Below are 14,140 nucleotides of genomic sequence, written 5' to 3' on the forward strand. Positions count from 1 at the left end.
TCTATCGCCTATAACCCAAAATCAAAATACTCTTTTGCATTTTCATAGGAGATTCCCTGGACGATTTTGCCGAGGAATTTGTCGTCATCCGGCACTTCGCCGTTCTCGACCCATTCGCCGATGAGCGAGCAGACAAGCCTTCTGAAATACTCATGCCTTGTGTAGGACAGGAAGCTGCGGGAGTCGGTCAGCATGCCGATGAAGCGGGTGAAGAGTCCCATATTGGACAGCGACTGCATCTGGTCAAGCATGCCGGTTTTATTGTCATTGAACCACCAGGCCGTGCCAAACTGGATCTTCCCTGGAACGCCGCCGCCCTGGAACGAGCCGATGATCGCGGCAATCACATCATTATCCTTCGCATTCAGGGAGTAAATGATTGTTTTCGGCAGGCCGCTTTCCTGCTCAATGCTGTCCAGCAGGCGCACAAGCGGCTTGGCAATCTGGTCGTCGTTGATCGAATCATAGCCGGTATCCGGACCGAGCAGGCCGAACGCCCTTGTATTGTTGTTGCGGAGCGCATTGATGTGGAACTGCATCGCCCATCCAAGCTCGGAGTAATGGCCGCCGAGGAACTTCAGGGTAAAGGCTTTATACTTCTTTTCACTCTCAAGGGAGACCTTCTTGCCGTCCAAAGCTTCCTTGAAAATTTCTGTTGCTTCTTCCTTTGTCGTCTCGGCATACATCATCGTGTCAATGGCGTGGTCGGACACCCGGCCGCCGACGGAGTGGAAGAATCGGACCCTTGACTCGAGCGCCTTTAGGAAAGAATCATAGGTGTCAATTTCCTGTCCGGAAATTTCCTGGAGCTGCTGCACCCAGGCACCGAAGGTATCGCGATTGATTTCAAGCCCCTTATCGGGACGGAAGCTTGGCAGCACTTTTACATCAAAGTCTCCCTCTTCCTGCAGCTTCAGGTGATACTCCAGGGAATCGGCCGGATCGTCGGTCGTGCAGACAACGCGGACATTGGATTTTTTGATGAAATCACGGGCGCCGAATCCTTCACTGTTCAGCTGGGCGTTCACTTTTCCCCAGATCTCCGGAGCACTTTCTTCCGTCAGGATGGTGTCGATCCCAAAGAAACGCTGCAGCTCGAGATGGGTCCAGTTATAAAGCGGATTGCCGATTGTCATCGGAACGGTTCTTGCCCAGGCAAGGAATTTATCATAGTCACTGGCGCTGCCGGTGATATACTCCTCTTCGATGCCATTGGCTCTCATTGCCCGCCATTTGTAATGGTCGCCGTACAGCCAGATTTCGGTAATGTTTTTGAAGGTTTTATTTTCATAGATTTCCTTCGGGCTCAAGTGGCAGTGATAATCAATGATAGGCATTTCCTTTGCATAATTGTGGTACAAACGTACCGCTGTTTCATTGTTTAATAGAAAGTTCTCATCCATGAATTTTTTCACAATGTCACCCGCTTTCTTCTTGTTAACGTTAACATTTGGCCGTTCAGGGAAGGAGGCTTTACCCCGCCCTCTTTTTTAAAAAAAGCGTTGCTTCGTCCTATGCGCTTCTATACTTTTCTTTTTGCTCTGTTATATATAAATGTTAGTTTCACTCTAATTCAAAAAATAAAGGGAGAAAGTACGGTTATTTCGGGAAATATCCATATTTCCCTTAAAATAAGAGAAGTTTTTCCGGTTATAGGAATCAGAATCATGATTTTTGCCTTCTTTTGAGAAGAGAAGGGGAATTTCTCCCCTTATTTGTGCTTCTTAAGGCTCCTCAACGTACAATAACCGGAAATTCTCCCCTTAATAATTCTCATGCCTTTATGAGAATCAACAATGAATAATAACAGAGCCTTTCTTTTAAAAAGGGCCCTAGGCGTTCTTGTACTTTTCCTTTAAAAAGGCGATGCTGCCATCGACATAAGGCTCCTGGGTGCTTTCCAGCAAAATCTGGATATAGGGCTTTTGCTGCTTCAGCCTTTTAAAAACGGCGTCATAGTTCAACAGCCCTTGCCCGACTGGAACCATCTTGACCCAGCCGTCCTCTATCACAAAATCCTTCGCATGCAGAATCACCATCCGGTCGCCGAACAGCTCGAAGGCTTCCTGTATGACTTCTTCCTGACGCTCGTAATTGTCAGGGGACAGGAAGTTCACCGGGTCATAGATGACTTGAAGATTGTTGGAAGGAATCTCATCAAGCAGCCGTTTCATACGCTGTAGTGTATGGACCGGATGATTGATGCCGCCCTCAATTCCGACGATGACACCGAATTTCTCCGCTTCCGCCACAAGCTCGGTGACGCTTTCCACGACTTCAAGAAAAGGCTGCTCGCCGAAATTTTCTTCTGTATAAACGATATCAGCCCCGACGCCGCCCGTTTCCGTGCCGACGATGCTGCAGCCGAAGTCCCGGGCGAAGCGGATATGCTCCTTGAACCGGTCCAGCGCTTTCCTTCGTTCAGCATGATCCGGGTGAATCATATTGATATAGCAGCCGAGTACGGATATCTGCACACCTTCCCGCTGAAAGGCGCTGCCGATGTGGTGCGCAAAACCCGGGCTTAGGCTGCCCAATCCTGTGTTCAGGTCCTTGAAAGACTTGGCCAGGGCGAGCTGGACACCGGTCAGTCCCTTTCCGGAGACTTCCGCTGCCAATTCTTCCAAAGGCAGATTTTTAAGGTCATGTGCCCTGATGCCGATTCTAGGTTCCATGCTCATCCTCCTTCCTTGTTAAAAGTTTGCAAAAACCGTATCACGGTCGTGCTGTGATACGGTTTGACACTTGCTTATCTAGCGAGCCAGCCGCCGTCGATGGCGAGGATATGGCCGTTCATATAGTCCGATGCCTGGCTGGACAGGAAAACCACGACCCCCATTAGGTCGGAAGGTTTCGCCCAGCGTCCGGCCGGAATGCGTCCGAGGATTTCCAGGTTGCGCTTCTCGTCTGCACGGATCGGCTCTGTGTTCTTCGTTTCCACATAGCCGGGGGCAATCGCGTTGATTTGGATGTTATGCTCAGCTAGCTCGTTGGCGAATGCACGTGTCAGACCGGCAACCGCATGCTTGCTGGCGGTGTACGGCGGAACGAACTTTCCGCCCTGGAACGAAAGCATGGAAGCGACATTAATGATTTTTCCGCTCTTTTGCTCGACCATGACCTTGGCCACTTCCTGGCTCAAAAAGTAGACCGCGTTCAGGTTGATATCCATGACCGCATCCCAGTCTTCCTGCTTGTACTCAAGCAAAGGAGCGCGGCGGATGGTGCCGGCGTTGTTGACAAGGATATCGATTCTGCCGTAGGTGCTCAGGCAGGCTGCTACCAGGTCCTTGATTGCTTCACGGCTGGTCAGGTCTGCCTGGAAGAATTCCGCACGGCGGCCTTCTTTTTCAATCAGCTCCCTCGTTTCATCCCAGTCGGTGCCATGCGTGACCACGAACAGATCGGCGCCCGCTTTCGCAAGGGCGACGGCATATCCCTGGCCAAGGCCGGTATTGCCGCCTGTGACAATAGCCACCTTGCCTGCGAGCGAGAAGAAATCCAGTGAAAAGTTGTCTAATTGTGTCATTTTAAGCCCTCCCAGACTATCCTGCTATTTTTTATCTGAGGTCTTCCATTTTTACAAAATCCATGTCGTCATAGGTGATGTTTTCGCCGCACATTCCCCAGATGAATGTGTAGTTGCTTGTCGCCGTTCCGGTGTGGATCGACCAGCTTGGGGAAATTGCCGCCTGCTCGTTTTTCATCACAAGATGGCGCGTTTCATCCGGCTGTCCCATGAAGTGGAACACGCGGGTATCAGGCTCCATGTCGAAATACAGGTACACTTCCATGCGGCGCTCGTGCGTATGGCATGGCATTGTATTCCAGACGCTTCCCGGCGACAGCATCGTCAAGCCCATCTGCAGCTGGCAGCTTTCGCACACATTCGGATGCACATACTGGTAGATTTTACGCTCATTCAGTGTTCCCGGCTCGCCGGCTTCAAGCGGCTTGATTTGGTTGATGTCGATTTTTACCGTTGGGTACGTATGGTGCGCCGGGGTCGAGTTTATGTAGAATTTCGCCGGGTTGCTGGCATCCTTCGAGCGGAACAGCACCTGCTCCGTGCCGCGGCCTACATACAGCCCGTCACGGCGCTGCATGTCATACTCAACGCCATCGAGGATGACGGAGCCGTCGCCGCCGATGTTGATGATGCCAAGCTCACGGCGCTCAAGGAAGTAGGACACCCCTAGCTCCTTGTCCAGCTTGATGGTCAGATCTTCTTCAGCCGGAGTGACGCCGCCGAAAATCATGCGGTCCACATGCGTATACGTTAAATAAACCTTTCCTGGCTCAAAAATGGTTTCAACAAGGAAATGCTGGCGCAATTCATCGGTATTGTAGCGTTTGATTTCTTCCGGGTGGTTGGCGTAACGAGTTTCCATAATCCAATTCCTCCTTTTAAAAAATAAGGTGAAACTTCGTTCAACGGGAGTTTTTCTTCATCCCCACTAAACTATCGAACAATTTTACCGGGAGTGCTGCTTGCAAAGGTATCGATTTCTTCCGGTGAAAACAGATTGCAGTCGCCGTGGATGGAATGCTTTAGCACGGACGCCGCCGTGGCAAAGGTGATCAGTTCATCCGGCGCTGTTCCTTCAAGGATTCCGTGAAGGACTCCGGCCGCGAAGGCATCGCCGCCGCCGACACGGTCGACAATATGGTCAATCTGGAAAACCCTGGACTGGTGCAATTTTCCGTTTGTGTAGAAATTCCCTTGCAGTGTGTTCGTTGATGCTGACACCACTTCGCGGAACGTCGAGTACATCGTTTGGATGTTAGGGTACATTTCACTGATTTTTCCGTAATAGTATTCAAGCTTTTCGGCCTTCGTTAAGGACACATCTGCTTTTTCGATTCCTAAAAAGGAAAGCGCATCCAGTTCCCCGCACGAGCAGATGTCCACATAAGGCAGAAAGGCTTTGAACGCGTCCCCCGCTTCCTCGTGGCTCCACAATTTCGCGCGGTAGTTGAAGTCGAAGCTTGTACTGACGCCATGCTCCTTCGCTTTTTTCAGGGAATGAAGCACCACTTCCTTCATCGGCGGCGCAAGGGCCGCGGTGATGCCGGTCACATGGAACAGGTCGGCCTGTTTGAAAATGGCGTCAAAATCTAGCTCATCGATGGCAAGCTGCGAAATGCTTGAATATTTCCGGTCGTAGGTGACCTGCGCGCTTCTTGGGCCGACCCCGGATTCAAGGTAGTACGTGCCCAGGCGCTCGCCGCCTTTTAACAGAAATTGAGTCGAGACTCCGTGCGCCCTCAGATGCCCTTCGACGGCAAGGCCAAGCGGATTGTCCGGCACCTTGCTGACAAAAGAGACCTCATGACCAAAACGGGCCAGGGAGATTCCAACATTCGCCTCCGCCCCGCCGTAATGCATTTTAATCTGGCCAGCCTGTGAAAGCCGCTCTCCCACGCTGGTTGAGAGGCGAAGGAGGATTTCGCCAAACGTAATCACTTTTTTCATCGTCTTAAGCTCCTCTGGCAATTATATATACATAGAATCATACAGTTTGAGTATATAGAAACGTGAAAGGGTTTACAATTTATCTATCAGAATGTCTTAAAAACTTAAACTTTTTTCTTAAAAAATTGCACAACGGGTGCTCGGGGTGGATTTTTTTGGAGACCAGGGCCTTTGTTGGCGCAAAATTTTTGCTGCATTCTTCTCTTTTTTGCGTTAAGGACCTTTGTTGACGCAAATTTTTAACCCGCTCTTCCCTTTTTTGCGCCAAGGACCTCTGTTAACGCAAATTTTTAACCGGCTCTTCCTTTTTTTGCGCCAAGGACCTTTGTTAACGCAAATTTTCACCACGCTCTTTCTTTTTTTGTGCCAAGGACCTTCGTTAACGCAATTTTTTAACCGGTTCTTCCCTTTTTTGCGCCAAGGACCTTTGTTAACGCACATTCCCCCCACTCTCTCCCTCTGCCAGGCAAGCAAATCCAGCCTCCCGAAAACAAAAAAACGCCGATCCCGCACGGGTTGGCGCACAGTCATTCTATTTAAACTTCTTCTTATACTCTGCCGGGGTGCAGCCGGTGTATTTTTTAAAACAGATGCTGAAGTACTGCGGGTTGTTGTAGCCGACTTTTTCGCAGACTTCGTAGGTTTTGGCGTCGCTTTCGCGCAGGATTTCCATCGCTTTTTTCATCCGCAGCTCAAGCAGGAAGTCTCCAAAGTTGAAGCCTTTTTCAAGCTTGAACAGGTTGCTCAGGTACGGTGTGCTAACATGGATAAGATCGGCGACCTTCTGCAGGGTCAGCGAGCTGTCATGGTAATTTCCCCTGATATACTTTATCGCCTGGTCGACATGGCTGAAACGGCTTTTCTCCTGCTTCTGGTACATCGCCCCGGACCATTGGCGGACTAGACCCCGCAGCAGCTCCATCATTTCCGTTAGCGATTGTATCTTCATGATATCCTTATACACTTCCGAAGAGTTGAAGCTGTTTGTATCTTCTTTTATCCATTTTTCGATTTCAAAAAAGAGCATCGTGCTGAATTTGAGTGCGAGAATCTTCAAATCGGCCAACGGCACATTTCGCTGCGCCACAATTCCGGTCCTTAACTGCTCAAGCGACTCTTCCACTTTTTCAGGCAGGCCGGCCTTGATGTGGGTTTCAAGCTTCTCCTCCAGCTGTTTTAGTCCGGTTTCGCCTTCCTCACAGCCCGAAACGCTTTCCTCAAAGGAATACAGCCGGCCTGTTCCCATGATATGCCGCATTTCCATCGCCAGCCGGGACTCGAGGAAGGACTTGCCCACTTCGAATAAATCGTGATAGGTCCGGCCAAATGTAATGGTAGCATGGAACGGGATTTCCTCCATAAGGCGGGCAGCCAGCTGCCTTTTCCTTTCATCTTCCCCGTTGTCGAGCGAAAGCAGGATTGCCAGTTCGTCAGGCCGGGCGCACATCACTTCATGGGAGATGCCGCCAAACAGCCCGGCTGCCACAGTGGTCACCCTGTCTCTGAAGCTCTCTTCCCCACTTTCGTCTTTTGCGAGAATAACAGCATAAGAGGGGCCTTCAAGCTCGACACCCAGCTCGGCCAGCTCTTTCTCGACATCCATCCGCTGCTCTCCATCCCTGGACAGCTTCTGGAAAAAATCCTGCTGCAAGAGTGGCAGTGATTCGGTGATGATTTTTTCCTTCTGGGCAACATTCTCCCAGTCGGCAGCCGCTTCCTTTGCTTTTTTAAGCAGCTCATTGGAGTCAACCGGCTTTAGCAGATAGTCAAAGGCCTTCAGTTTTATCGCTTCCTGGGCATATTTGAAGTCTTCGTAGCCGGTCAGGAAGATCAATCTTGTATCCGGGGAAATTTCTTTTACATGCCGGGCCATTTCGAGCCCATTCATGAAAGGCATATTGATATCGGATACGACCACCTGCGGCTTTTCCTTTTTGATCAGCTCGAGGGCGACCTCTCCGTCACCAGCTTCGCCTGCGACGATAAAGCCATGCTCGCTCCAGGGAATCGACTGGCATATTCCCCTGCGGATAATCCGATCATCTTCGACAACGATTACTTTATGCATAGTTCCTCAACTCCCCTTTTGTTTTGGGAATGACGATGCTGACGACCGTCCCATTGCCAGGATCACTTGAAATCGACAGGCCGTACTCCGGCCCAAAATGAATCTTGATCCGTTCATTCACGCTCTTGAGTCCGATGCCGATAAACTGCTTTTTCTCCTGGAAGGAAGACTCCATTTCAGCGGCGATTTCCTCCAGCTTATCGTGCTGGATGCCATTGCCATTATCGGCCACTTCAAGAATGATGTTCTCCCCCTTGAGATAGCCTCGGATGGTGATGACGCCTTTTCCGCGCTTCTGCTTCACGCCATGGTAAATCGCGTTTTCAATCAGCGGCTGCAGCGACAGCTTGATGATGTTGTTTTCCAGGATTTCATCCTCCACCTCAATTACATAGCTGAAATCATCGCCATAGCGCATTTCCTGGATAAATAGATAATGCTTGATATGTTCGATTTCCTCTTCGATCGTAATGATTTCCCGGCCTTTGGAGATGCCGATCCGGAAAAAGCTTGATAAGGCGGTGATCATCTGGCTGGCATCCTTGTTGAGGCCCATGTCGCACAGACCCTTGATCGAGTACAGCGTGTTATAGAGGAAATGCGGGTTGATTTGGGCATGCATGACTGCAAATTCCAGCTGCCGTTTCTCTTCCTGCTCCATCTGGATCTGGTCCATCAAGGTATGGATGCGGCCCATCAGCCCCTTGAAACCGTTATGGAGTACCTGCATTTCTTCCGGCCCAGACATTTCATAATCCAGCTCGAGATTTTCCTTGTCGACCTTGTCCATTTGCTGTGCCAGATGTTTAAATGGCCTGGAAATATATTTGCTCATCAGGTCGGTTAAAAAGATGGCGATAAAGGTAAGCAGAATAATGATAAGTGTGGTGAAGTGTTTGATGTAATTGACTTTATTCAATATTTCGCTTTCAGGCATGACGGCGGCAAGCTTCCAGTTGTTCGCCTTGATGGTGTCGTAAATGACAATCATGTTCTCGCCTGATTCTGCCTGATAGGAAAACTGCCCGCTCTCATTCTCAAGGTCTTGCAAGGCGCGAAGAGTGGAGTCCCGAAGCTTGTACTCTTCTTTTACCGTTTTCGATTCGAATTTTCCATCCGGGGAGATGAGCGTCAGATAGCCGTTATCGCCAATCAGCGATTTATTCAGCACCTGTTCAAAGAAATCGGCCCGCAGGTTGAACAGGACGATTCCCCTTGTCGGGTAATGTTTGGGGTTCACCAGCCGGAAGACGGAAATGACTTCACCTTTTTGGAAAAACGGGTCTGGGTGAAGGTTCCTCCAGTAAAACCCTTCTTTGTTCCCTTTGAAGGCTGTGAAATAATTATTATAGGAAATCGATGGCTGGACGTAGTAATCACTGTGATAAAGAAGGAAAGATCCTTCATTCAGATTGATCATCACAGAGTCGATCAGCGCCGGGGTGCGCGAGTAGATGGCCTGGAGGCTTTTATCCATCTCCACATACGCTTCCGGCCTGATCGCATCCGCATCGACGGAAAGCAGGGAAAAGATCTGGGGATCGCTCGACAGCGACACCAGCTGCTGAAACACATCGGAAAGCATATAATCGAGGTAATTCTTCGTCTGGAAAACCGTATCATTAATATTTTTATAGGCATTTTCCTCGATTTGCGAGGTTGCCAGCATTGAAGAAATCCAGCCGGTAATGAATATAAAAATAACAATGATCGGCAGATATAGAGTCATGATTGTCGATTTGAAAGAGTATAGGAAATGCTTTCGAACAATTTTTTTGAATCTTTGCAGGACCATGCTGGAAGCTCCTTGCCCTAAATGATGTGTATACCTTAAATTTTATCAGAGTGTAAGCGTTTTAAATAGACTGTAACCTGAATTTATCGAGAATCATTTTAGTGAAAAAAGATTGCCAGGTGACCCCGGCAATCCTTTCTTCATTTTTAGCGGTTGTTCTTCCCTGCGTTCAGATGGACGCTGGCGCTTGGGCCGAAGCCGCTCCACCTGTGTCCTTCAACCTTTTCGAGGCCGTTTGGAATCACATCAGAGAGCCGTTCGCGCTTGGAATATTTAATGCCTCTTCCCACAGCCTCGACTTTGAACTCGTACTTCCCGCCGGGCTTAAGGCCGGTTACGGTGTAAGTCGTCTTGTCTGTTGTCATTTCGGCATTGATTGGCGTGAACGCCACTCCGTCCGGCTTGACACCCTGGCCATTCACATAAACGCGATAGCCAATTACATCCTGGTTGACGGCAGTGGCTTCGTTCCAGGAAAGAGTCACACTTCGCAGGCCTTTTTCAACCTTCGCATTCAGTTCGCCGTCGAAGCTTGGAGCACCAATCGCGTATGGATGGGCGGTTTCGACTTCAAGCGTACTGCCATAAGGTGTTCTGTTGCCGGCAAGGTCGACGGCTTCCACTTCCACCTTGTATTTCGTGCCCGGCTCGAGGCTGCCCAGAGTGTATTTATTGGAAGAAGCAAAGCCATGCAGCTTGCCGTTCGCATACACATTGTAACCGGCAATCCCGATCTCATCTATGGCCGCTTCCCAGGCAACGGACGCCCAGGTGAATCCAGGATAGACCACTTCCGCTGCCTTGCCCGAGAACGTATCGCTGGCAGAGATGTTGGTTGTCGGCTCTTTTATTTCCGTGTTCGCTGGCAGCGCAGGCGCTGTTTTGTCTGCTGTTCCGGCGGTTACGATGGTCGTTTCAGGTCCATCGTACGTGCGGTTGCCGGTTGCATCCGCCGCTTCCACTTTGAACGTGTACTCTTTTGCCGGAGTCAGTCCGGTTACAGTGTAGCTCGTTTTATTGGTGGTTGTATAATTGGCGCCAAGCTTCTCGCCATTTTGGTAGATTGTATAGCCGGTGACACCTTTATTATCGGTGGCGGCATCCCAGGTGAGCGTGACGCTCTTCCCATCTGCTGCGGATACGGCCTTGACACCATCTCCTGCCGCCCACTCCGGCTTTTGGAGAGCATCTTCAGGTGCCGCTGTGTTTTTAAACACCAGGTCTTCGGAGTTTTGGATTCTCCAAGGATTTCCGTTATTGCCCTTGATGTTGGTAAAATCAACATCGATGAACTTGAAGCCCTTTGCATAGTTCAGGTTGGCGGAAAAGACATTGTCGAATTTCACATTCTGGAAGGTGATGTTTTCATGGAACACTTCCCCGACATCACTGTTTCCGGTAACTAGGATAGATTGCTTGTTGCTGCCGCCCTGGTTGCGAACGGTGGTGTTTTCGATTAGCATGTCCTTGAACTGGGAAATTTCCTGTGCCGGCTCATACAGGATGGCCGCATTGGCATCGGTATATGCCGAAGTGAACACAAACGGTCCATCGCCATCGATGCCTTCAAGGGCATTGTCGCGGAAATGGATGTTGCGCGCGCCTCCGCCCATTGGCGTATTCGTCTTGCTGCGCAGGCCGACATCTGTTTTATACATGATATTGTCTTCTACAAGGAAGTCCTGGATCCAGCTGCCTGTGTGGCTGCCGGTCACAACGCCGCCATGGCCTTCGCGGATGTAGTTATTGAAAATCCACGCATTGCCGGTCGGCTCCTTGCCAGCTGCTGCCTGCCCCATGCCGGCGGCAAAGTTGATCGCGTCATCGCCGGTGTCAATATAGTTGTTGAACACCATGATGTTCTGCGAGTCGCCAAACTCGTAGCCATCGGCATTGTTGGCATCATACGTTTTGGAAACCGTGCCGTTGACAACGATGTTTTTACTGTGAAGATTGACGATTCCGTGGAAGGAAGGATTCAGCTGGGTGATTCCTTCATAATACATGCCGTCCACCCCGCGGACCGTAATCAGGTTGGAACGGGTTGAGTACGCTGATTTCGCATCCATGCCCAGCACTTGTGCTTTGTATGACTGGGTCGCGCCAAGGATGCCGAGGGTGTTTTCGGAATCCAGGTCAAGCGGGCTCATTTGGCCGTTTTCGACTTTTACATTGCCGGTTACCCTGGAATTATTGCCTGCTGCCAGGCGGGGCAGCTCATTGCCCATTTCATCGATGGTTGGATGGCTTTTGTCATTCTTCCAGCCGTTCCCGTCGATGATTCCCTTACCAACGATACGGATGTTTTTCAGGCTGCCGTAGTCGTATGTATGAGCATTGATCAGGGAGTAGGAACGCTCATCAGTCGAGTAATCGTACAGCCAGAAACCCATGCTGTAGTCATCCGGGTTGGCCGAGCCCAGAAGGTAGCCGTCCACCTGGAGGGTCATGTCGGATTTGAGCCAAAGCTCGCCGGAGATGAACTGGCCTTCCGGAATCAGGACCTTTGAGCCGGGTGTCGCAGCATCGATGGCAGCCTGGATAGCTTTGGTGTCTTTTGTGTCATCATCCGGGGTTGCCCCGAAATCGAGGATGTTGAACACTTCCGGCACTTTTGTGGTTTTGCCGGTGATGGTATTGGATGCCTGAGACTCCACACCCTCCGCGTTGACAGATGTTACATGGAATTCATAAGACTTGTTTGGCTTCAGATTTTCAACAGTAAAGTTATGAATCAGGATGTCGGTATGAAAGCCATCTTTGTCGATCTTTTCATAAAAATGGTCGATATAGGCCTTGGCCGGGCCGCTGTTGTCCTTTGAAGCACTTCCGATTTTCTCGCCGTCCATGTAGACGTTAAAGTCGGCGATGTCCTGATAATTCTCAGGCTTTTCCCATACAAGGGTGATGCTGTCTTCGTCAAAGGCAAGCGGCGGAATCTGCAGGTTCACCGGCGCATCCGGCGCGGAAGCCTGTTTTGCAAGCGGGGCGGAACCCAGTGAGCTAATCGCAAGCAAGAATACGAGAAGAACAGAAAAACCAACTTTCAATCTTTTCAACGTTTTTGCCACCTTTCGTAGTTGGGTGAATGTTTTTGCTGCGGCCCTCCTTTCGCTGTGGGATTATAGGAACCTTTTTTTAAAGGTTGCTAGCTTGTGAGAAAGATTGCTGGGTGTCACCTGTTGGACACAGGTTTTTCGAATAAAGTGATTTATTGATTCAATAATCCAGAAAATTGATGCAATAAGTTTTTTAATTGATGTAATCCCGTCATTAATTAATGCAATCCGCAAGATAGAGAAGCTATTCCGCAGTTTATTTGGTGATATTTAATTAAGATGGTCCTGCGGGACATAGGCTTTTCGATAAAACCGGTATTTTGATTGATAAACTGCAAAAATTGAAGCATAACTGCGGACACATGATGCATAAATCGCATCAACTGATCGATAACCCCCCCTCGCGGGTAAAAAGTCCCACCTTTAAGAAGCAATAACAAAAGCAGCCAGTCTTAAAACCGGCTGCCTGTATGTTTTTTTACTTGTTGTATAGTTCGTGAAGGGCCATGCTGGCGAGGATGAAGGCTCCCATGCCGTGCAGGTCGTTTTCGGATGTTGGGCGTTCGACGTAATAGTCATAGACGCCGGCTGATGTGCCGATGCAGATACCGCTCAGTGTTAGGGTATCTTCGTGCTCTTCGACCATGTGCTGCAGCAGGCCTTTGTACGCCTTGTCAACGACTTCCCTGTACGAGTCATCGACATAGCCATGCTTGATGGCCTTGGCGATGAAGTAGATGAACAGCGCCGAGCAGGAGGATTCCAGCCAGTTGTCGAAGCGGTCGCCTTTGTCGACAATCTGGTACCAGAGGCCGGTTTTTTCATCCTGAAATTTCACAATTGCCGGAATGAAGTTTTTCAGCGACTTTACCCACTCTTCCTGGCCGCGCTGCTTGTCGCCAAGCACTTCAAGCAGGTCGATGAGCGCCGTGCCGTACCAGCCGACAGAGCGTCCCCAGAATTCCGGTGAGCAGCCTGTTTCAGGATTGGCCCACGGCTGGACTTTCTTTTCATCCCAGGCATGGTAAAGCAGGCCCGTCTTAGGATCGGTCATATGCTTTCTCATCAGCGATTCCTGGCGGATGACAGTCTGGATCAGTTCTTCCTCATGGAAATGCTGGCTGTACATTAGCATGAATGGGCCGCCCATGAACAGGCCGTCCAGCCACATTTGGTACGGATACTTTTCCTTGTGCCAGAAGCCGTTTTCCGATGTTCTGTTCAATGTGTCTAGCGCGCTTCGGAGGCGCTTGGCCGCGATCATGTAGCGCGGGTCGCCGGTCTTTTCGTACAATGGGAACAGCAGGATCCCGGTCATGGTCGAGTCAAGCTCGTCGCGGTGGAAGCAGACATTGCCGTATTCATCAATCAGGCTGTCATAATAGCCTTTGATGTACTCGAAATACTCCTCGTTTCCGGTCGCTTCATAGACTCTCATCATTCCATATAAAAACACACCCTGATGGTAATGAAACCACTTTAACGGCGGAAGTTCCTCGGGGCGGAAGGCATTCATTAAGGCCCGGCAGGCTTTCTCTGACATAATCAGTGGAGTTTCAGTCGTGATTTTTTCTGTCGTGTTACTCATTGTGCATTCTCCTTTTCCGGCATATTTCAGAGTGAAATCACCACTCATTTTTTAGCGTAAACTGGCAGTTAAACCCCGCCATCGGTTTTAGTTGCGATTTAACTGGCAGCAAAAGCCAAATGTGAATCGAAGGGGGACAAAATCCCCCTCCGAA

9 protein-coding genes are annotated in these 14,140 nt (G+C 49.9%); all 9 read right to left on the reverse strand.

The window, feature by feature from the left end:
• Positions 1 to 8 precede the first annotated feature (8 nt).
• The 9 genes from uxaC to WQ57_RS23595 all read right to left on the reverse strand — a co-directional run bounded on the left by uxaC (position 9) and on the right by WQ57_RS23595 (position 13,986).
• Entirely contained in the window at positions 9 to 1,403 is a 1,395-nt protein-coding gene (gene uxaC / locus WQ57_RS23545) for a glucuronate isomerase (protein ID WP_156183228.1), read from the reverse strand.
• Between the two features lie 429 nt (positions 1,404 to 1,832).
• On the reverse strand, positions 1,833 to 2,675 hold the full coding sequence (locus tag WQ57_RS23555) for a sugar phosphate isomerase/epimerase family protein (RefSeq protein ID WP_046526083.1): 843 nt from the start codon (positions 2,673 to 2,675) through the stop codon (positions 1,833 to 1,835).
• 74 nt (positions 2,676 to 2,749) lie between these two features.
• On the reverse strand, positions 2,750 to 3,529 hold the full coding sequence (kduD, locus tag WQ57_RS23560; RefSeq protein WP_046526084.1) for a 2-dehydro-3-deoxy-D-gluconate 5-dehydrogenase KduD: 780 nt from the start codon (positions 3,527 to 3,529) through the stop codon (positions 2,750 to 2,752).
• Positions 3,530 to 3,560: 31 nt separating this feature from the next.
• Positions 3,561 to 4,391, reverse strand: a complete 831-nt coding sequence (gene kduI / locus WQ57_RS23565) for a 5-dehydro-4-deoxy-D-glucuronate isomerase (RefSeq protein ID WP_046526085.1) — start codon at positions 4,389 to 4,391, stop codon at positions 3,561 to 3,563.
• A gap of 71 nt (positions 4,392 to 4,462) precedes the next feature.
• Positions 4,463 to 5,476 carry a sugar kinase gene (locus tag WQ57_RS23570; RefSeq protein ID WP_046526086.1) on the reverse strand — a complete coding sequence of 338 codons (1,014 nt, stop codon included), beginning with the start codon at positions 5,474 to 5,476 and terminating at the stop codon, positions 4,463 to 4,465.
• 532 nt (positions 5,477 to 6,008) lie between these two features.
• Positions 6,009 to 7,544 carry a response regulator gene (locus tag WQ57_RS23580; protein ID WP_046526088.1) on the reverse strand — a complete coding sequence of 512 codons (1,536 nt, stop codon included), beginning with the start codon at positions 7,542 to 7,544 and terminating at the stop codon, positions 6,009 to 6,011.
• Complete coding sequence (locus tag WQ57_RS23585) at positions 7,537 to 9,339, reverse strand: sensor histidine kinase (RefSeq protein WP_046526089.1); 1,803 nt, start codon at positions 9,337 to 9,339, stop codon at positions 7,537 to 7,539. The genes WQ57_RS23580 and WQ57_RS23585 overlap by 8 nt, the downstream gene beginning before the upstream one ends.
• 146 nt (positions 9,340 to 9,485) lie before the next feature.
• Positions 9,486 to 12,398 (reverse strand): fibronectin type III domain-containing protein, encoded by a 2,913-nt coding sequence (locus tag WQ57_RS25825; RefSeq protein WP_052948861.1) that lies wholly within the window; start codon positions 12,396 to 12,398, stop codon positions 9,486 to 9,488.
• Between the two features lie 478 nt (positions 12,399 to 12,876).
• On the reverse strand, positions 12,877 to 13,986 hold the full coding sequence (locus WQ57_RS23595) for a glycoside hydrolase family 88/105 protein (protein ID WP_046526090.1): 1,110 nt from the start codon (positions 13,984 to 13,986) through the stop codon (positions 12,877 to 12,879).
• Positions 13,987 to 14,140 lie beyond the last annotated feature (154 nt).

Origin of the sequence: Mesobacillus campisalis (assembly GCF_000986785.1) — a bacterium.
GTDB lineage: Bacteria > Bacillota > Bacilli > Bacillales > Cytobacillaceae > Mesobacillus_B > Mesobacillus_B campisalis.

Excerpts from the sequence above, each read along its gene's own strand:
- kduD (WP_046526084.1), bottom strand. The coding sequence starts at position 3,529 with ATGACACAATTAGACAACTTTTCACTGGATTTCTTCTCGCTCGCAGGC.
- WQ57_RS23595 (WP_046526090.1), bottom strand. The coding sequence starts at position 13,986 with ATGAGTAACACGACAGAAAAAATCACGACTGAAACTCCACTGATTATG.
- WQ57_RS23570 (WP_046526086.1), bottom strand. The coding sequence starts at position 5,476 with ATGAAAAAAGTGATTACGTTTGGCGAAATCCTCCTTCGCCTCTCAACC.
- WQ57_RS23555 (WP_046526083.1), bottom strand. The coding sequence starts at position 2,675 with ATGGAACCTAGAATCGGCATCAGGGCACATGACCTTAAAAATCTGCCT.
- kduI (WP_046526085.1), bottom strand. The coding sequence starts at position 4,391 with ATGGAAACTCGTTACGCCAACCACCCGGAAGAAATCAAACGCTACAAT.
- WQ57_RS23580 (WP_046526088.1), bottom strand. The coding sequence starts at position 7,544 with ATGCATAAAGTAATCGTTGTCGAAGATGATCGGATTATCCGCAGGGGA.
- uxaC (WP_156183228.1), bottom strand. The coding sequence starts at position 1,403 with ATGGATGAGAACTTTCTATTAAACAATGAAACAGCGGTACGTTTGTAC.
- WQ57_RS23585 (WP_046526089.1), bottom strand. The coding sequence starts at position 9,339 with ATGGTCCTGCAAAGATTCAAAAAAATTGTTCGAAAGCATTTCCTATAC.